The sequence below is a fragment of the Amycolatopsis sp. NPDC101161 genome (assembly GCF_044768185.1).
Lineage (GTDB): Bacteria > Actinomycetota > Actinomycetes > Mycobacteriales > Pseudonocardiaceae > Amycolatopsis.
Window position 1 is genome coordinate 1,585,447 of the sequence record NZ_JBIWPI010000002.1, and the last position, 17,649, is coordinate 1,603,095.

Consider the following 17,649-nt stretch of genomic DNA (forward strand, 5'->3'; position numbering starts at 1 on the left):
GCGCCCGGTTCCGCCTCGAGCGGGGCCGGGCGTTTCCGCTTTCAGGCGATCGGCGGGTTACCCGGCAGGGGTGACTTGAACTCCACCCACATCGAGTCCGTCAGCGCCTCCACGTGGTGGGCCACCCCGCGCGGGTGCAGCACCGAATCCCCTGGCTCCAGCTCTGCCTCCACCCCGTCCACCGCGCCCCGCAGGCGGCCCGACAGGACGTACACGATCGAGTCGTGGTCGTGCGCGTGCGGCGGCGAGGCCACCCCCGCCGGGTAGTGGATCAAATACGCCAGACCGCTCGACGCCGTCTCCAGCAGCCGGAAGCGGCCCTCGCCGCCGTTCAGCGGGAGGCCCTCCACCGTCCGCAGCGGCTGCCACACCTGATCCTCCATACCCGCCATGATGGCCCATGCCGGCTGAGAGTCCACACAGGACGGCTTAGGTAAGGCAGACGTTAATTAGGCGTACCTGACAAAAAGAACAAGTCTCGCCACGATTCCCCGTTCGTGTTTCACTTGTCGGGTGACCGAAACGATTGACGGTGACGCCGTGGAGCACACCCACGAACCGCACCAGGACGTGGGCGGGAAGCTGAACTGGCTGCGGGCCGGGGTTCTCGGGGCCAACGACGGGATCGTGTCCGTCGCCGGCATCGTCGTCGGGGTCGCCGGCGCGACCACCGAAAGCACCACGATCCTCACCGCCGGAATCGCCGGGCTCGTCGCCGGCGCCTTTTCCATGGCCGGTGGGGAATACGTCTCCGTGAGCACCCAGCGCGACACCGAACAGGCCTTGATCCGGCTGGAAAAGCACGAGCTCAAGACGATGCCGGAGGCCGAGGAGCGCGAGCTCGCCGAAATCTACGAGGGCAAGGGGCTCTCGCCGGACCTCGCGAGCCGGGTCGCGCGCGAACTGACCGAAAAGGACGCCCTGCAGGCGCACGCCGAGGCCGAGCTCGGCATCGACCCGGGCAACCTGACCAGCCCGTGGCAGGCCGCGTGGGCGTCGCTGCTCGCGTTCTCGGTCGGCGCGCTGCTGCCGCTCCTGTCCATCGCCTGGGCCGGCGTCTCCCTGCGGGTGTGGGCGTGCGCGGCCGCGGTCGTCGTCGGCCTCACGCTGACCGGGTGGGTCAGCGCGAGGCTCGGCGACGCGAACGTGGGGCGCGCGATCCTCCGCAACGTCGGCGTCGGCGCCCTCACGATGGTGGTGACCTACTTCGTCGGGGTGATCTTCGGGGTCACCGTCGGCTAGTGGACGCCCTTCATCAGCTTGCGGATGAAGGGGATGCCCAGGAACAGCAGCACGCCGACCCCGATGGCAACGCCGCCGACGGTGCTGAAGTACGGCGCTTCGTCGTCGACCGAGTAGTACTCGGCGAGCTTGCCGGACATCGCGGTGCCGAACGAGATCGACAGGAAGTTCAGCGCCACCATCTGCGTCCGGAACGCCTCCGGCGCGAGCTTCGTCGACAGCGACAGCCCGACCGGCGAGAGGCACAGCTCGGCGATCGTGAAGACGAACAGGATGCCGACCATCGCGAGCATCGGGCTCGCGTTCTTGCCGCTGCCCACCATCGGCAGGAACAGCAGGAACGCCGCGCCCATCAGCACGGTGCCGAGGACGAACTTCATCGGCGTCGACGGCTGGCGCTCGCCGAGCTTCGTCCACAGCGCCGCCAGGATCGGGGCGAAGACGATGATGAACACCGGGTTGATCGAGTTGACCCAGGACACCGGCATCTCCCAGCCGAACAGGTTCCGGTTCAGCCGCTGGTCGGTGTAGGCCGCGACGACCGTGAACTGCTGCTGGTACAGCGAGAAGAACACCGCGCTGGCGATGAACATCGGGATGAACGAGAACACCCGGCTGCGCTCGACGGCGGTGATCTTGCTGCTGGTCAGGATGACGAGGAAGTAGACCACCGAGATCACGCCGACCACCCACACGACGACGTCGGCGAGGTTGCCCGGGTTGACGACCCCGGTGACCACCAGCACGACGATCGCGGCGACCAGCACGAGGGCACCGCCGACCGCGAGCGCGCGCCGCGACGACGGCAGCGGGTTCGGGATCTCCTTGGCCTTCTCGCCGAGGTTCTTGCGGCCCAGCGTGTACTGGATCAGGCCGAGCGCCATGCCGATCGCCGCGAGGCCGAACCCGAGGTGGAAGCCGACCTCGGTCTGCGCCAGCCCGGTCAGCAGCGGGCCGACGAACCCGCCGAGGTTGACGCCCATGTAGAAGATCGTGAAGCCCGCGTCGCGCCGCTCGTCGCCGTCGGCGTAGAGCGTGCCGACGATCGCCGTCGCGTTGGACTTCAGCCCGCCGCTGCCGACCGCGACGCACACGAGGCCGACGCCGATGCCGGCCAGGCCCGGCAGCAGCGCCAGGCTGATGTGGCCGATCATGATCAGCACGGCGCTGTAGAACAACGTCCGTTCCGAGCCGAGCAGCCGGTCGGCCACCCACGCCCCGACGACGGCGGAGAGGTAGACGAGACCGCCGTACGCGCCGACGATGCCGAGCGCCGACTCCTGCGCCAGGCCCAGGCCGCCCTGTTCGACCTTGTAGTAGAGGTAGATCGGCAGGATGCCGAGCATCCCGTAGTAGGAGAAGCGCTCCCACATCTCGACGCCGAAGAGGTTCGCCAGCCCTCGTGGGTGCCCGAAGAACCTCGTGTCCTGCTGGACCTCGGTGGAGGTGCTCACAACTCTGTCTTCCTTTGTCTCGGACTTCGTTGTCGCTTGGCATGCTATGAGCCCACCTGGTGACTCACCACCGATACCCCGTGTGGCGATGGCCATAACGATCCGTGACAAAAAGTACTAAAATAACGTCAAGGTGCGCCGGGAAGTCTGGTCGGCAACGGTGATCGACGACCCCTGGAGCCGCCCGTGTCCCGCCCGCTGACCGAGTTCGCCCGCTACCTCCGCACCGAGACGACCGGCGGCTTGATCCTGCTCGCCGCGACCGCCGTCGCCCTGCTCTGGGCCAACTCGCCGCTGAGCGACAGCTACCACGCGCTGCGCGACTTCCGGCTCGGCCCGGAGTTCCTGCACCTGAACCTGACGCTCGGCGACTGGGCGAAGGACGGCCTCCTCGCGCTGTTCTTCTTCGTCGCCGGGCTCGAGCTCAAGCGCGAGCTCGTCGTCGGCGAGCTGTCCCGGTTCAAGCAGGCGATCCTCCCGGTCGTGGCCGCGGCCGGCGGCATGGTCGTGCCCGCGCTCGTCGCGCTGTCGGTCGGCTGGGGGACGCCCGGAATCGAGCGGGCCTGGGCGATCCCGGTCGCCACGGACATCGCGTTCGCGCTCGGCGTGCTGGCGCTGACCGCGTCGAACCTTCCCTCGAGCGCGCGGGTCTTCCTGCTGTCGCTGGCCGTGGTGGACGACCTCGGCGCGATCGTCGTCATCGCCCTCGTCTTCACGACCGGCTTCGACCTGGTCGCGGCGGCCGTGGCGGTGGCCGGCCTCGCGCTGTACGCCTTCCTGCAGCACCGCCGGATCCGGACGCCGTGGCTGTACGTGCCGCTCGCGCTGGTCGTCTGGGTCGCCGTGCACTCGGCGGGCATCCACGCGACGATCGCCGGTGTCGCGCTGGGCCTGCTCACCCGCGTCCGCGCCGACGAAGGCGAGGCCGAGGCGCCCGCGGTGCGGCTCGAGCACCGGCTCCAGCCCTGGTCGGCGGCCGTCGCCGTGCCGGTCTTCGCGCTGTTCGCGGCCGGGATCTCGGTCAGCGGCGACGCGCTCGGCGCGGTGTTCACGACGGCGCTGCCGCTCGCGGTGCTCGCCGGGCTGCTCGGCGGCAAGGTCGTCGGGATCCTCGGGGCCGGCGCGCTCGCCGTGAAGCTGCGCGTTGCGGAAAAGCCGCGTGGCATGGGCTGGCGCGACATGGCCGCGTTGTCCGTGCTCGGCGGGGTCGGGTTCACGGTCAGCCTGCTGATCGCGGAGCTGGCGTTGCCGGAAGGCGCGAGCGAACTGGCCAAGGCGGCGGTGTTGATCGCGTCGGCGGCGGCGTCCCTGCTGGCGGCGGCACTGCTACTGCGCCGTAGCAAGGTGCACGCCCGAATCTCCGACACACTGTGACGCCGCCGCGCCCTGATTCCGGACACATGGCACGATGACCCGGTGAGCAGCCCCAAACACGAACGCACCGGCCCCGACGGCGTGGGGGCCGTGCCTTACCTCCCGCTGTCCTCCGACACCGACGTCCCCGGCGACCAGTCGATCGGCAGGCTCGTCGGCGACGCGACCCAGCACATCTCGACCCTGGTCCGGGCCGAGATGGAGCTCGCGAAGTCCGAGCTGGTCGGCGAGGTGAAGAAGGGCCTCAAGGGGGCCATCTACTTCCTGATCGCGCTGACGGTCCTGCTGTACAGCTCGTTCTTCTTCTTTTTCTTCCTGTCCGAAGGCCTCGCGGACTGGTTCCGGCCGCTGCACCGCTGGGGCGCGTTCGGCATCGTGTTCGTCCTGATGCTGCTGGTCGTGGCCGCGGCCGGGTTCCTGGGCTACCGCAAGGTGAAGAAGTTCAAGGCCCCCGAGCGGACGATCGCCAGCGTCAAGGAGACGGCCGCCGCGCTCAAGCCGCACAAGGCGCCCGACGCCGACCTGACGACCACGCGCGACTGAGTCGTTGCACCCGTCCCCCGACCCGTCGAGCGTCCGGCTCGACGGCCCGTGGGCGCACCGCGACGTGTCCGCGAACGGCATCCGGCTGCACGTCGCCGAGCTCGGCGAGGGGCCCGTCGTGGTGCTGCTGCACGGGTTCGCGGAGTTCTGGTGGACCTGGCACCACCAGCTGCGGGCGCTGGCCGACGCCGGGTTCCGCGCGGTCGCCGTCGACCTGCGCGGCTACGGCGACTCGGACAAGCCGCCCCGCGGCTACGACGCGTGGACGCTCGCCGGTGACGTCGGCGGCCTGATCAAGTCACTCGGGGCGCGCCGCGCGCACCTCGTCGGGCACGCGTGGGGCGGCCTGCTCGCGTGGACGGTCGCGGCGCTGCACCCTCGGCTCGTGGCTTCGGTGACGGCGATCGGCGCCGCCCACCCCCTCGCGCTGCGCTCGTCGGTCCGCCCGTGGCGCGGCCAGGGCCGCGCGGCCGGGCACCTCTTCCGCTTCCAGGTGCCGATGGCGCCGGAGAAGTGGCTCGTGAAGGACGACGCTCAAGCCGTCGCGGACCTGTTCGGCGCCTGGGCCGGGAGTGGCTGGCGGTCCACTTCGGACTTCGACCGCAGCGTCGGGGCCTTCCGGCAGGCGATGCTCGTGCCCGGCGTCGCGCACAGCGCGCTCGAGTACTACCGGTGGGCGTTCCGGGCCCAGTTCCGCGGTGAGGGCCGCCGGTTCACCGACGCCGTGGGCGGGCGGATCGCGGCGCCGACCCTGCAGCTGCACGGCGCCGAAGACACCTGCATCCTCCCCGAGACGGCGGCGGCGTCGGTGCGCTGGGCGGGCCCGCACGCCGAGCCGGAGCTCTGGCCGGGCGTCGGGCACTTCCCCCACCTCGAGGCGCCGGACCGCACATCGGCGGCGCTGGTGGACTTCCTCAAGTGAGATGGCGTTCTTCAGCCACGCCCAGGGCATGGCGGTCCACCTGGAACGCGAGCAGAGCGCGCTGGCGTCGTCCGGGCTGACCGAGCCCGGCTACGACCAGGGCCTCCCGCTGCGGTTCGGGCGTTAGGCGGCACAGGAACCGGTGGACACCCTCGCCGACTGCGAGGGCGCCGCGTCCACTTCGGCCCGCACCTGCTCGGCGGTCAGCGTGAAGCCGGTTTCCGGGTCCTCGACCGCGGCGCCGAACACGACGCCGATGACCCGGCCGTCCGGTGTCACCATCGGGCCGCCCGAGTTGCCGCTGCGGATCTCCGCGCGGACCGTGAAGACGTCCCGCTGCACGGTGTTCGCGTCGTAGATGTCCGGGCCGCGCAGGTTGATCCGGCCGCGCACGCGGGCCGGCGTCGCGCGGTACGGGCCGTCGAGCGGGTAGCCGAGCACGATCGCGCTGTCGCCCGCCGCGGCCGTCTCGGACGCGAACTGCAGGGCCGGGGCGCGCAGCCGCGGCACGGCGAGCACCGCGATGTCGACCTCCGGGTCGAAGTAGACGACGCTGGCCGCGTAGTCGCCCTGGGTCGTCTCGATGCCGACGGTGTCGGTGCCGGCCACGACGTGCGCGTTCGTCATCACCCGCTGCGGCGCGATCACGAACCCGCTGCCTTCCAGGGACCGCGAGCACGAGCTGGCGCTGCCGCGGATCTTGACGACGCTGCCGTGCAGCTGCTGGACGGTCCCGCTGCTCTGCAGCGCCGGGTCCGGGGGCGAGGTGTCGGCCGTCGGGGCCTTCTGGAACGGGTCGACGATGGAGGGGAAGCCGGACGCGTCGAGCAGCTTGCGCAGCTGGCTCGGGAAGCCCTGCGCGGCCTCCGGCATGGCGTCGTTGACCTTGCCGAGCACCACCGAGCCGTTGATCGCCTTGGCGAGTCCCGGCACGCCGGACACGGTCGTCAGCGGCGTCGCGATCAGCCACGCCACCACGAAGACGACGAGGGCCTGCACGACCGCGCCGAGCGTCTTGTCGATGCCGGACAGCTTGTCCGGGTTGATCTTCTGGCGGAGCCGGCGGCCGGCGTAGACGCCGATCGCCTCGCCGAGAGCGACCAGGAAGACGACCGTCGCGACCGCGAAGGCGACCTTCCAGACCGGGTCGTCGAAGAACGCGACGACCACCGGCGCGAGCTTGATGCCGACGAGCGCGCCGAGCACGACGCCGACGAGCGACGGCAGCGCGACGATCACGCCCTGGTATGCGCCGGACACCGCCGCCAAGACGGCCAGCAGCAGGACCAGCACATCGACCCAGTTCACCGCGTCACCCTTCCGTCAACCGCGCCTGGTACGCGGCGAGCGCTTCGTCGAGGTCCCGGACGTCGCCCGAGTCCCATTCGCGCTCCCAGCCTCCCAGGCCGAGCAGGACGGACAACAACCCGGCGGTGAAACCCCAGACGAACAGGCCGGACACCTCGAACGCCGGGCCCTTCCACGGCGCGCCGGCCTTCTGGACCATGAACCGGTTGGCCGGGTCCGCCAGGTCGGCGAGCGCGACGCGGGCGACGGACGCCGTCTCGCCGGGGTCCACGGCGTGCACCGGCGACGGGACGTCCCAGTGCGCCAGCACCGGCGTCACGGCGAACTTCGAGACCGGGACGAACAGCTCCGGCAGCACCGCGACCGGCCGGACGCCGGACGGGACGACCCCGGTCTCCTCCTCGGCCTCACGCAGCGCGGTGCCGATCGGGCCACCGTCGCCGTCTTCGGCGCCGCCGCCGGGGAAGGCGACCTGGCCCGCGTGGGAGCCCAGGGTGTCGGCGCGGCGCTGCAACAGGACGTCGGGCTCGCCGTCGGCCTCGCGCTCGCCGAAGAGGATGAGCACCGCGGCGGCGCGCGTGTAGCTGTCCTCGGGCGGGCTGAACCGGGTGAACGTCTTCGAATCGACCTCGCCGCTGACCTTGACCAGCGGCCGGAGCCACTCGGGGACGGACTCCGGCTCGACCAGCGGTCCGATCATGAAGTCCCTCCCACTGCCGCACGCACCTGGTCAGTGTTCCCGAACGTGCGGGGATTCGCGATGAACCGCACCTCACCGGCGGCGGTGACCAGGTAGGACGCCGGCAGCGACGACGGCACCTTCAGGGCCGTGCGGACCGGCCCGGTCTGCCCTTCGCCGTCGAAGACCGACGGTAGGTGCACGCCCAGCTGGGCGAGCAGGTTCAAGCCGTCCTTCGCCGGGCTCTGCACCTGGACGCCGAGCACGCGCACGGCACCCGGCTGCTTCGCGTACTCCTGGAGCACGGGCAGCTCGGTCCGGCACGGCTCGCACCAGGACGCCCACACGTTGACCAGCACCGGAGCCCCGGCGAGGGCCTTGCCGACGTCGACGCTCGCGCCGTCGCCGAGGCAGTCCGCCGTGACGCCCTCGAGCTGCTTCACGGGCTGCGCGGGACTCGGCGCCGGACACGCTTGGAGCGCCGCCGCGGACCGGGCCGGGGCCAAGTCCTCGGACGGCTTCGCGGCGCTGTCGCCACCGCCGCGGGGCAGCAGCGCGACGATGAGCGCCACCGCCAGCACGGCGGCGGCCAGCGCCCATTTGGTGACGGTCGTCACCGGGGCGCCGCCAGCGCCAGGATGTGGTCCTTTTCGACGCCTTTGACCAGCTTCGCGGCTTCCTCGAACCCGGTCGGGCCGGTGCCGTAGGACGGGCAGTCCCTGGCCAGCGGGCAGGCGCCGCAGGCGGGCTTCTTGGCGTGGCAGACGCGCCGGCCGTGGAAGATCACCCGGTGCGAGAGCATGGTCCACTCCTTGCGGGGGATCAGCTCGCCGACCGCGTGCTCGACCTTGACCGGGTCGTCCTCGGCCGTCCAGCCCCAGCGGCGGACCAGCCGGCCGAAGTGGGTGTCGACGGTGATGCCGGGGACGTCGAAGGCGTTCCCGAGCACGACGTTCGCCGTCTTGCGGCCGACGCCGGGCAGCGTGACGAGGTCCTCGAGCTTGCCCGGCACCTCGCCGTCGAAGCGCTCGACCAGCGCCGCGCCCAGGCCCATGACGGAGTTCGCCTTGGCCCGGTAGAAGCCGGTGCTGCGGAGGTACTCCTCCAGCTCGGTGCGGTCGGCGCCCGCGTAGTCGGCGGCGGTCCGGTAGCGCTTGAACAGCGCGGGCGTGACGAGGTTCACCCGGACGTCGGTGGTCTGGGCGGACAGCACGACCGCGACCAGCAGTTCCAGTGGAGTGGTGAAGTCGAGCTCGCAGTGGGCGTCGGGATACACGTCGTCGAGGCAACGCTTCATCCGCCTGGCGCGTCTCACCAGAGCTAACCGGCTTTCACCAGCGCCCTCACGGGGGGCGTTCGTGGTGGCAGGTGGCACCCCGATAGCCTACGGGCGCCGTCGGACGAGCCGGTCAGTGCACCGGTGGACGACCGACACGCCAGAGCACCACCTCGGCGCAGTTTTCCGGCCGCCATGAGCGAGGATCTGGAGTAGATGCTTTTCACTGAGTGTTTCGGGGTCCGGTCATGACCGTCTGGTTCGTCATCCTGGTCCCCCTGGTGATCATGTTCTTCGCGCTGTTCATGGAGCGCGTGGAGAGCCGGCTCAAGCACGTCGCGGTGCAGGAGAACGAGGTCGAAGAGTTCCTCGAGCAGGCGCAGCCCAACGAGGTCAGGGCGCTCTACGGGCACGGCATCGGCCGCGCGCTGGAGCTGTTCCGGCTGCGTAGGCTGGGCGGACGGGCAGCCAGGCTACGCGCGCGTCGCGTGCGGAGTTAGGCTCCACGTTCGAACGAGATCATCCGGCGGGCGCGCGCGTCCGACGGGCGATCTCGTGAGTACGCCCTAGACTGACGCGCAAGTGATCGGCGTCACGCTCTTCCACACACGGGAGGGCGTGAACGTTTCTCGACGAGGAGGCACCCGAGGTGGACGAAACCCTGGCCCGTGCGGGCATTTTCCAGGGTGTGGAGCCGGCAGCGGCGGAGGCGCTGGCCCAGACCTTGGAATCCGTGGAGTTCCCCCGCGGCCATGTCATCTTCAACGAGGGTGAGCCCGGCGACAAGCTGTACATCATCCAGTCCGGCAAGGTGAAGATCGGCCGCAAGTCGCCCGACGGCCGCGAGAACCTGCTGGGCATCTTCGGCCCGTCCGACATGTTCGGCGAGCTGTCCATCTTCGACCCCGGCCCCCGGACGTCGAGCGCGACCACGGTCACCGAGGTCCGCGCGGTCACCATGGACCGCCCGGCCCTGCGCCAGTGGATCTCGACCCGGCCGGAGATCGCCGAGCAGCTGCTGCGCGTGGTCGCGCGCCGACTGCGCCGGACGAACAACATGGTCGCGGAACTGATCTTCACCGACGTCCCGGGCCGCGTGGCGCGGGCGCTGCTGCAGCTCGCGCAGCGGTTCGGCAGCCAGGAGGCGGGCCTGCTGCGGGTCACGCACGACCTGACGCAGGAAGAGATCGCCCAGTACGTCGGCGCGTCCCGCGAGACCGTCAACAAGGCGCTCGCCGACTTCGCGCACCGCGGCTGGCTGCGGCTCGAAGGCAAGAGCGTGCTCATCCTGGACCCGGAGCGCTTGGCTCGCCGGGCTCGCTGAGTTCTCACGTCGAAGGCCCCCTCACCCTTCCGGGCGAGGGGGCCTTCTGCGTTGGTGACCCAAAACAAAGAGCCGGGCGCCACCCCCGACGTGGCGCACCGGCTCTTCGTTTGTCGCGCGGACCATCCCCCGACGATCCGCGCTCCCCGCCCTCCGGGATCAGGCCCCGACCCAAGTGCCGGAGGGAGCTGGGTTCTGTGCTGTTGTTCAACCATCACGGCCCATACCCACGAATTCAAGGCCATTCACTCTCAAGGACGCCGTCCCGGTCGTTTCGTTGCACGAGTTCACGGAGAATATCGTCAGTGTTACCCGATCGAGACCTGGTGACGCAGCTGACCGTAAAATAACTGGTACTCGCGTACCACTCTGCGGCACACTAGTACGCGTGTCCCACTCCGAAGGTCGTACGTCTCTGGCCGACTACCGCGGCGCGCTGACGACCCGCGCCGCCCGGTGGCCCGCCGTCGCGTCCGTGCTCGCGCGCCTGCCGATCGCCATGATCGGCATCTCGGCCCTGCTCTACGTCCAGCGCGAGACCGGGTCCTTCGCCGCCGCCGGGCTGGTCTCGGCCGGCTCGCTCGTCGGCGTCTCCGTGGGCGCGGTGATCCAGGGCAGGCTGATCGACCGGTTCGGCCCGACGCGGCCGCTGCTCGTCGTCGCGGCCCTGCTCGCGCTGTCCATGACCGCCCTGGTGACGGCCATCGAGTCGCACGCCCCGACGACGGTGCTGGTGGCGTTCGCCGCGGCGACCGGGCTGTCGGAGCCGATGGTCGGCTCGGCGTCGCGCGCCCTGTGGACGCGGCTGCTGCCCCCGGGCGGCGCGCGCAACGCGGCGTTCTCGTACGAGGCGATCAGCATGGAGGTCTTCTTCATCCTCGGTCCCGGTGTCGCCGGGCTGCTGGTGCTGGCCCCGTGGGCGGGCACCGGCCTGGTGCTGGGCGTCGCGGTGCAGTTCACCGGCGCGGTGCTGTTCGCGCTGAGCCCGGCGGTGCGGGCGTGGGGTCCGTCCTCGGTTTCGTCCGGCTCGATGCTGGGCGCGCTGGCCAGCCCGGGCATGCGGACGCTGGCGCTGGCGGCGCTCGGGTTCGGCGTGGTGATCGGGTTCGTCGAGGTGGCGGTCCCGGCGTCGGCGACCGAAGCCGGCGCGCCTTCGTTCGGCGGGTTGCTGCTCTCGGCGTGGTCGCTGAGCTCGGTGGCGTTCGGCGTGGCGTACAGCCTGCGCCCGTGGCCGCGCCGGATGGGTCTGCGGCTGCCGGCGTTGCTCGGCGGCTTCGGGGCACTGGTGGCGTTGCTCGCGTGGCCGTCGTCGCTGTGGGGCCTGGCGCTGATGATGCTGCTGGCGGGCGCGTTGATCACGCCCCAGTCGACGGCGCACTCGTCGGCGATCGAGCTGGTCGCGCCGTCCGGAACCGCGGCGGAGGCGTTCGGCTGGGTGCTGACGGCGGTGACGCTGGGGCTGGCCGCCGGGCAGTCGGTCAGCGGGTACGTCGTCGAGCACGCCGGACCGTCGGCGGCGTTCTTGACGGCGAGCGTGGCCGGGCTGGTGCTCGCTCTGCTCGTTTGGCTGCTGCGGGGGACGGTCCGGGAACCTCAGCCGGCCCCCGCGGCTCCGGAGCTGGTCAGCGCCCGGTAAGCATTTCCGCAGGTCAACGGCCGTGCGCGGCGTTTTTGTCGGTGGTCGCCGCTAGCTTGCGGGAATGGACGTCACCGCGCCTGCCCACCGCCTCTCGGCGGCCGTTTCCGCCGCTTCGCGGCTGCTGCCCGCCCGCGCCGGGCTGCGGCTGCGGGCGGACGCGGCCGGGCTGACGGTCGCCGGCAACGACCCGGACCTCGCCGTCCGGTTCGACTGCCCGGCGACCGCGCACACGCACGGTTCGGTCGCCGTGCCCGCGGCGCCGCTGGCCGAGACGTTGAAGATGCTCGACTCCGAGTTGGTGCGCTTGGCCGTCGAAGGCAGCCGCTTGGCCCTGCGGGTCGACAACGCCCGCTTCGCATTGCCGCTGCTGTCCACCGAGGCCGGCCCGCCGGTCCTCGAGCTGTCCCCAGTGTCCGAAGTGGACGGTTTGGCGTTCGCCTCGGCCCTGCGGATCGTCGCGGGAACGGCGTCGAAGGACGACCCACTCCCGCTGTTCACCGGCGTCCGGCTGCAGGCGGACGACCGGCTGACGCTGACGGCGTCGGATCGCTACCGGATGGCGGTGGCCCGGCTGCCGCTGCTTTCCCCGGGCTCGTTGGACGTCCTGGTCCCGGCCACGCTGCTGACCGAGGCGGCACGCCAGGCTAGGGGCACGGTCGGCCTGCACGCGGGCCCGGGCCGGTTCGGGCTGAGCTGGCCGGGCGGCCTGGTGGGAACGGCGGTCCTCGACGCGGGCTTCCTGTCGGAGGACTCGATCCCGTCCTCCGCGGTCGACACGAGGGTGTCTTTGAGTGCGGACGCCCTGGCGGCGGCGGTCCGCAGGGTCGGGGTGTACGCGGAGGACCGGCGAGTGCTGACGGTGGAGGTCGGCGACACGCAGGTCCGCCTGGCGAGCGCCCGCCAGGACGCGGGCGAGGCGGAGGAGACGCTGAAGGCCGACGTCAGCGGCGGCCGGACGTCGCCGTCGTTCCAGGCTCGGTACCTGCTCGACGCGTTGCAGGCGTTCGCGGGCGAGCGGGTGGAGCTGTCGATCCAGCCGGGGATGCGGGCATGCATCCTGAAGTCGGCGGAGCCCGGGGAGGTGGAGCTGACGTACTACCTCATGCCGATGCTGCCCCGGTAGCGAGGCGGCTCGCTGCCCGGTGCGCTCAGCTCGCCGAAGCTGCCTTGACCGCGGCTTCGACCTCGGCGAAGGACGGGTTGACCATCGCGGTCGACCCGACGATAACGGTCGGCACGGTCTCGTTGCCGTTCGCGACCTCTCGCACGCGCGCGGCGGCGGCCGGGTCCTCCCAGATGTTGATCTTGCGGATGTTGAAGCCACTGCGCGACATCGGGCGGTCCAGCGCCGCGCAGAACCCGCACCCCGGGCGCCAGTAGAACTCGACCTCGACGTTGCTCATCCCTGCTCCTCCGACCGCAAGTAGTCCAATTGCGCTTGCACGCTCAGCTCGGCCGGCGCCCACAGCACCCGGTCGACGTCGGCGTACACGACTTCGACGACCTGGCGCGGGGTGGCGTCCGCCCCCAGCGTCTTCAATGCCGAACGCACCTGGTCCAGCCGCTGTTCCCGGTGGGCGAGGTATTCGCCGGCGGTCGCGGCCAGATCGGGGAGCTCCGGACCGTGCCCGGGCAGCCCCAGCGTGCCCGCCGGCAGCTCGATCAGCTTCCGCAGCGAGCGCAGGTAGTCGCCGAGGTCGTGCAGCACGGTCGTGCCGCGGCCGAGGATCGTGTCGCCGGTCAGCACCTGGCCGTCGAGCACCAGCGACACCGAGTCGTCCGTGTGCCCCGGCGTGTGCAGGACCCGGAGAGCGAGGCCGCCCGCCGAGATCACCTCACCGTCCACAAAGGACGAAGCGCCGAGGCACAGCGACGGGTCGAACGCCCGCACCGGCGCGCCGACGCGCTCGGCGAACCACGGCGCGCCCTCGGCGTGGTCGGGGTGGAAGTGGGTCAGCAGGACGAGCTCCACCGACCCGACCGCGGCGAGCAGTTCGAGGTGCTCGAGGTCGCGGTAGCCCGGGTCGACGACCACGGCCGGGCTCGACGGCGTCGCCCGCAGCACCCAGCTGTTGGTGCCTTCGAGCGTCATCGACGACGGGTTGTTCTCCAGCAGCACCGACGCCGTCTCGGACACCTGGCGCAGCACGCCGTACGCGGGGGCGCTCATCGCTTCTCCAGCACGACGCGGACGTGGTCGTTCTCCCGGATGAGCGTCGGCGCGATGCGGACGATCTCGCGCTGCTCGTTCAGGATGTCGTCGGCGGTCGCGAACTTCGCCAGCTCGCTCAGCGTCAGCCAGGTCGGCGGCATCAGCATCCGGCGGCCTTCGCGCGCGTCGGCGATCGCGTCCTCGGGACGCTGCCAGCCGGAGCTCGACGCCTCCGACGTGGCGCCGTCGGCCTGCTGCCCGTCCGGCAGCTTCGCGACGTAGAAGCGGGTGTCGTACCGGCGCGGCTCCTGCTCGGGCGTGATCCAGTGCGCCCACGGGCGCAGCAAGTCGGCTCGCAGGGTCAGGCCCGCGTCGGCGAGGAAGGCCGCCAGCGACACCTCCCGCGTCTCCAGGGCCTGGCGGGCGGCCGCGTACGGCGTGACGTCGGTGAGGACGGCGTCGGCGCTGCCCGCGAGCAGCACGCCGGACTCCTCGAACGTCTCGCGCACCGCCGCGCAGGTCAGCGCCCGCGCGAGCGCGTCGTCACAGCTGAACCGCGCGGCCCACCACGACGGCTCCGGACCGGCCCACGCCACCGACGCGTCGGCGTCGCGCTTGTCGACCCCCCCGCCGGGGAAGACGGTCATCCCGCCCGCGAACGGCATGCCCTTGACCCGGTGCTGCAGGAAGATCTCGACGCCGTCGGCGCCGTCCCGGACCAGGATCACGGTGGCCGCGTCCTTCGGCGTGGCCGGCGGGCCGTCGGCGTTGGCCCGCGTGGCGACGCCGGCTCCCACCGGGATGTCGAAGACGAACTCCGTTGGCTGCTCCACCCGGGAAACATACCTCCGGACCCCGACGCCCCGTCGCGCAGTTGTGGCACGCCGGACACGACAAAGGCGGAGCCTTCACGGGAAAGCTCCGCCTTCGCCGAAGATCGACCTAGGGGGCGGTCCAGCCGCGCTGGTCGCCGCCGGAGCGGGAAGCGCCGTTGAGCCGCATCTTCGCCGCCTCGGCCCGCTCGCGCTCGGCCAGCTCGGCGTGCAGCTCGCGCAGCAACGCCCGGTCGCGCTCGCTCAGGCTCGGGTCGTCCAGGTCCAGCGCGGGCAGCTCGACGACCTCGTGCATCGACGGCTTGCCCGCGGCGATCTCGCGGCCCTTCTCCGGGTCCTCGGCCAGCGCCTGCCGCAGCTGCGCGACCTCGGCCGGCGTCAGGTCGGCGGTGCGCTCCGCCCGCGTCTCCGTCCGGTCGGACGACCGGTCCGCCCGCGACTGGCGCGGCGGCTCCGGGGCGGGCGGCGGCGACACGATCGGCACCACCGGGGCCACCGGCTCCGGCGGGGTCGTCGTCGCGGTGCTCGACCGGATGCTGTGCCGGCTGCCCGACGACTCCGCGACCGGCTCGGCCTTCACCACGGCCGGCGGCTTGACCGGCTCGGACGGCCGGTACGCCGAGGCGGACGACGTCGTGTTCCCGGTCACCCACGCCGGTGACGCGGCCGCCGCGGCGGCCTGGTGGTACTCCGAGTGCGCGACGCCGGGGCCGCTGACCTCGACGACGGAGTGGATCCCGGCCCGGCGCAGCGCCGTGTCGACGCGGAACGCGACGGCCGGCGGGTTGCCCTCCGGCCCCAGCTCCACGAGCACCACGCGCTGCGGCAGCGCGCCCGGCACGCTGCCGGCCGGCGTGTTGCGCCACACCGCGTGCACCGACCGGACGTCCGGCAGCACCTGCAGCGTCCGGTCGAGCGCCTCGGCGATGCCGAACTCCGGGGAGTTCTCGCCGGTGAACCGGTGCGCGTTGATCGGCTCGGCCTCGTCGACCAGCAGGTCGTTCGCCAGCGTCGCGTCCGACCGGCTCATCTCGAGGACGAGCGCGAGCTCGCGCTGCTCGGCGGAGCTGACCGGGATCCGGCCCGCGATGAGCGTGCCGGTGGTCAGCTCGACCGCCTCGTCGATGTGGGCCCGGGCGATCAGCTCACGCGCTTCGGTGAGCGCGCTGTCGTCGATCCGGCCCGCCAGGGCCAGCAACAGGTTGTGCAGGCGCAGGGGCACCGAGAACCCGTCCATGGGCGGGCCGTCGTGGACCTCCACCATTGCCTTGCTCCCTCCCAGCTCGCTGGCGGGCGAGCGTTATGCGGCTACTAGCCGGTTCCCCGTCACCGCGCCCACGCAGACCAGTTCCGAATCGGCCAGCGCGGCCCGGTGGTACTCCGGCAGGTCGAAGCGCGACGGGATGACCTCGACGCTGGGCTCTTCGTCGCCCAAGACGCGCAGCACCCGCTGCAGCTCGCCGGTCAACCTCGGCAGACCGTTCAGCGCGGTGATCAGCAGGACGCGCTTGGCCGTGCCCTGCCCGACCACACCGACGTGTCGCCAGCTCTGCCGCACTTCCCCCACGTCCGGGCGCCCTCGCAACGTTGCGTGGATCAACACGGACACGGAGTCGACCGAGTTAACCCATTCGGGCGCACTCGCCGTGAATGTGTACCGGTTCTCGGCAACGTCGTCTACCCCCAGCGTCGAACTGACCTGGTGCCAGTCGGCGCCGTGCGGGATGAGACCGGCTACGAGCAGGCGGTACTCCGTCTGGTCGAGGTCAATCCTGTGCTTAAGCAAAGACCTCGGCAGGGTCCGGGCGAGCGTGCCCATGGCGCCCTCGCCGAGCCAGTCGCGGAACCGCCACAGCAGCTGGTCGGGCAGCCGCCCGGCCAGCCGGAGCAGCAGCTCGTGGGTGGACTGCTCGATGTCCGGGTCCATCACTGCACCTCCACGATCAGTTCGACCTCCACCGGCGACCCGATGGGCAGCTCCGCGACGCCGACGGCCGAGCGGGCGTGGATGCCCGCGTCGCCGAAGACCTCGCCGAGCAGCTCGGACGCGCCGTTGACGACCGCCGGCTGGCCGGTGAAGCCCTCCGCGGAAGCCACGAAGCCGACAACCTTGACGATCCGCGTGACGTTGTCAATGCCCACCAAGGCGTGCACGGCCGCGAGCGCGTTGAGCGCCGACGTGCGGGCGTGGCCCTTCGCCTCTTCGGGGCTGATCTCCGCGCCGACCTTGCCGGTCGCGGCGAGCACGCCGTCGACGAAGGGCAGCTGGCCGGAGGTGTAGACGTGGTTGCCGCTCTGGACGGCGGGCACGTAGGCGGCCAACGGGGCCGCCACGCCGGGCAGCTCGATGCCGAGCTCCTTCAGCCGTTCGCTCCAGCTCACGCGGATCAGCCCTTCGGACGCTTGAGGTACGCGACGTGCTGTTCGCCCGTCGGGTTCGGCAGCACGGTGACCAGTTCCCAGCCGTCCTCGCCCCACTGGTCGAGGATCTGCTTCGTCGCGTGGATCAGGAGGGGGACGGTCGCGTACTCCCACTTGCTGGCGCTCATGGAACGGGAGCGTAGCCAAGCGGGCAAGACCGGCGGGGGCCACCGCCGGGTTAACGCGCGCGACGCGCCGGGGTGTGGTCCATCTCACGCCGCTAGCGTGGGCTCGTGGAAACGTGGCGCGTGATCGCGACGGCGCTGCTCGCGGCGGCCGGGCTGCCCCTGGTGCTCGTCGTGATGGCGAAGGTGCGCGACCGGACGCAAAGCTCCGGGCAGGTCGCGCTCGGCGGCGTGATCACCTTCACGCTGCTGGTCGTGGTGGGCGTGCTCACCCTCACGGTGCTGCCCGGGCTCGTGGCCTGGGTGCTGGTCGCGGCGGTCGCCGCTGCGGTCAGCGTCATGCTGCTGGCCAGCTGA

The 17,649-nt window shown here is 71.5% G+C and carries 23 protein-coding genes; 10 read left to right on the forward strand and 13 right to left on the reverse strand.

The window, feature by feature from the left end:
* Window positions 1–41 precede the first annotated feature (41 nt).
* Complete coding sequence (locus ACIRSS_RS18790) at window positions 42–395, reverse strand: cupin domain-containing protein (protein WP_400897550.1); 354 nt, start codon at window positions 393–395, stop codon at window positions 42–44.
* 118 nt (window positions 396–513) lie between these two features.
* On the opposite strand from ACIRSS_RS18790, the gene ACIRSS_RS18795 reads away from it, so the two are divergent.
* Window positions 514–1,242 carry a VIT family protein gene (locus tag ACIRSS_RS18795; protein ID WP_400896384.1) on the forward strand — a complete coding sequence of 243 codons (729 nt, stop codon included), beginning with the start codon at window positions 514–516 and terminating at the stop codon, window positions 1,240–1,242.
* On the opposite strand, the gene ACIRSS_RS18800 is transcribed toward ACIRSS_RS18795, so the two are convergent.
* Window positions 1,239–2,696: a peptide MFS transporter gene (locus ACIRSS_RS18800; RefSeq protein ID WP_400896386.1), complete on the reverse strand. Its 1,458-nt coding sequence runs from the start codon at window positions 2,694–2,696 to the stop codon at window positions 1,239–1,241. The two genes, ACIRSS_RS18795 and ACIRSS_RS18800, sit on opposite strands and share 4 nt — an antisense overlap.
* A 186-nt stretch (window positions 2,697–2,882) precedes the next feature.
* Here ACIRSS_RS18800 and nhaA point away from each other — a divergent pair, with 186 nt between their 5' ends.
* From nhaA to ACIRSS_RS18820, 4 genes are read left to right on the forward strand one after another with little or no spacing between them, the layout of a single operon-like run.
* On the forward strand, window positions 2,883–4,070 hold the full coding sequence (gene nhaA, locus ACIRSS_RS18805; protein ID WP_400896388.1) for a Na+/H+ antiporter NhaA: 1,188 nt from the start codon (window positions 2,883–2,885) through the stop codon (window positions 4,068–4,070).
* Window positions 4,071–4,112: 42 nt separating this feature from the next.
* On the forward strand, window positions 4,113–4,613 hold the full coding sequence (locus tag ACIRSS_RS18810; RefSeq protein ID WP_400896390.1) for a phage holin family protein: 501 nt from the start codon (window positions 4,113–4,115) through the stop codon (window positions 4,611–4,613).
* Between the two features lie 4 nt (window positions 4,614–4,617).
* On the forward strand, window positions 4,618–5,535 hold the full coding sequence (locus ACIRSS_RS18815) for an alpha/beta fold hydrolase (protein ID WP_400896392.1): 918 nt from the start codon (window positions 4,618–4,620) through the stop codon (window positions 5,533–5,535).
* Window position 5,536: 1 nt separating this feature from the next.
* Entirely contained in the window at window positions 5,537–5,662 is a 126-nt protein-coding gene (locus tag ACIRSS_RS18820) for a hypothetical protein (protein ID WP_400896394.1), read from the forward strand.
* On the opposite strand, the gene ACIRSS_RS18825 is transcribed toward ACIRSS_RS18820, so the two are convergent.
* The 4 genes from ACIRSS_RS18825 to nth are packed head-to-tail and all read right to left on the reverse strand — an operon-like array spanning window position 5,659 to window position 8,819.
* Window positions 5,659–6,843 (reverse strand): MarP family serine protease, encoded by a 1,185-nt coding sequence (locus ACIRSS_RS18825; RefSeq protein WP_400896396.1) that lies wholly within the window; start codon window positions 6,841–6,843, stop codon window positions 5,659–5,661. The two genes, ACIRSS_RS18820 and ACIRSS_RS18825, sit on opposite strands and share 4 nt — an antisense overlap.
* A gap of 4 nt (window positions 6,844–6,847) precedes the next feature.
* A complete protein-coding gene (locus ACIRSS_RS18830; RefSeq protein ID WP_400896398.1) occupies window positions 6,848–7,543 on the reverse strand; it encodes an NUDIX hydrolase in 696 nt (231 codons plus the stop codon).
* Window positions 7,540–8,139 (reverse strand): TlpA family protein disulfide reductase, encoded by a 600-nt coding sequence (locus tag ACIRSS_RS18835; RefSeq protein WP_400896400.1) that lies wholly within the window; start codon window positions 8,137–8,139, stop codon window positions 7,540–7,542. The genes ACIRSS_RS18830 and ACIRSS_RS18835 overlap by 4 nt, the downstream gene beginning before the upstream one ends.
* Window positions 8,136–8,819, reverse strand: coding sequence for an endonuclease III (gene nth / locus ACIRSS_RS18840; RefSeq protein ID WP_400897552.1), 684 nt, complete (start codon window positions 8,817–8,819; stop codon window positions 8,136–8,138). Before nth ends, ACIRSS_RS18835 begins: the two co-directional genes overlap by 4 nt.
* Before the next feature lie 227 nt (window positions 8,820–9,046).
* Between nth and ACIRSS_RS18845 the strand changes: the two genes are divergently transcribed.
* The 4 genes from ACIRSS_RS18845 to ACIRSS_RS18860 all read left to right on the forward strand — a co-directional run bounded on the left by ACIRSS_RS18845 (window position 9,047) and on the right by ACIRSS_RS18860 (window position 12,884).
* Complete coding sequence (locus tag ACIRSS_RS18845) at window positions 9,047–9,298, forward strand: hypothetical protein (protein ID WP_013230551.1); 252 nt, start codon at window positions 9,047–9,049, stop codon at window positions 9,296–9,298.
* A 149-nt stretch (window positions 9,299–9,447) separates the two neighbouring features.
* Complete coding sequence (locus ACIRSS_RS18850) at window positions 9,448–10,122, forward strand: Crp/Fnr family transcriptional regulator (protein WP_003081747.1); 675 nt, start codon at window positions 9,448–9,450, stop codon at window positions 10,120–10,122.
* A 388-nt stretch (window positions 10,123–10,510) separates the two neighbouring features.
* A complete protein-coding gene (locus ACIRSS_RS18855) occupies window positions 10,511–11,758 on the forward strand; it encodes an MFS transporter (protein ID WP_400896402.1) in 1,248 nt (415 codons plus the stop codon).
* A gap of 64 nt (window positions 11,759–11,822) precedes the next feature.
* The gene (locus tag ACIRSS_RS18860; RefSeq protein WP_400896404.1) at window positions 11,823–12,884 is read left to right on the forward strand and encodes a DNA polymerase III subunit beta; all 1,062 of its coding nucleotides are present in this window, start codon (window positions 11,823–11,825) and stop codon (window positions 12,882–12,884) included.
* Window positions 12,885–12,909: 25 nt separating this feature from the next.
* Here ACIRSS_RS18860 and ACIRSS_RS18865 read toward each other — a convergent pair whose 3' ends face one another.
* From ACIRSS_RS18865 to ACIRSS_RS18895, 7 genes are all read right to left on the reverse strand, one after another.
* Window positions 12,910–13,164, reverse strand: coding sequence for a glutaredoxin domain-containing protein (locus tag ACIRSS_RS18865; protein ID WP_400896406.1), 255 nt, complete (start codon window positions 13,162–13,164; stop codon window positions 12,910–12,912).
* Window positions 13,161–13,931 carry an MBL fold metallo-hydrolase gene (locus ACIRSS_RS18870; RefSeq protein ID WP_400896408.1) on the reverse strand — a complete coding sequence of 257 codons (771 nt, stop codon included), beginning with the start codon at window positions 13,929–13,931 and terminating at the stop codon, window positions 13,161–13,163. Before ACIRSS_RS18870 ends, ACIRSS_RS18865 begins: the two co-directional genes overlap by 4 nt.
* Window positions 13,928–14,746, reverse strand: a complete 819-nt coding sequence (locus ACIRSS_RS18875; RefSeq protein WP_400896410.1) for an NUDIX hydrolase — start codon at window positions 14,744–14,746, stop codon at window positions 13,928–13,930. Before ACIRSS_RS18875 ends, ACIRSS_RS18870 begins: the two co-directional genes overlap by 4 nt.
* 109 nt (window positions 14,747–14,855) lie before the next feature.
* Window positions 14,856–16,010, reverse strand: a complete 1,155-nt coding sequence (locus tag ACIRSS_RS18880; RefSeq protein WP_400896412.1) for a hypothetical protein — start codon at window positions 16,008–16,010, stop codon at window positions 14,856–14,858.
* A 36-nt stretch (window positions 16,011–16,046) separates the two neighbouring features.
* A complete protein-coding gene (locus ACIRSS_RS18885; RefSeq protein WP_400896414.1) occupies window positions 16,047–16,673 on the reverse strand; it encodes a hypothetical protein in 627 nt (208 codons plus the stop codon).
* On the reverse strand, window positions 16,673–17,128 hold the full coding sequence (locus ACIRSS_RS18890; protein WP_364465571.1) for a RidA family protein: 456 nt from the start codon (window positions 17,126–17,128) through the stop codon (window positions 16,673–16,675). The genes ACIRSS_RS18885 and ACIRSS_RS18890 overlap by 1 nt, the downstream gene beginning before the upstream one ends.
* 5 nt (window positions 17,129–17,133) lie before the next feature.
* Entirely contained in the window at window positions 17,134–17,295 is a 162-nt protein-coding gene (locus ACIRSS_RS18895; RefSeq protein WP_400896416.1) for a hypothetical protein, read from the reverse strand.
* A 105-nt stretch (window positions 17,296–17,400) separates the two neighbouring features.
* On the opposite strand from ACIRSS_RS18895, the gene ACIRSS_RS18900 reads away from it, so the two are divergent.
* Entirely contained in the window at window positions 17,401–17,649 is a 249-nt protein-coding gene (locus ACIRSS_RS18900; protein WP_400896418.1) for a hypothetical protein, read from the forward strand.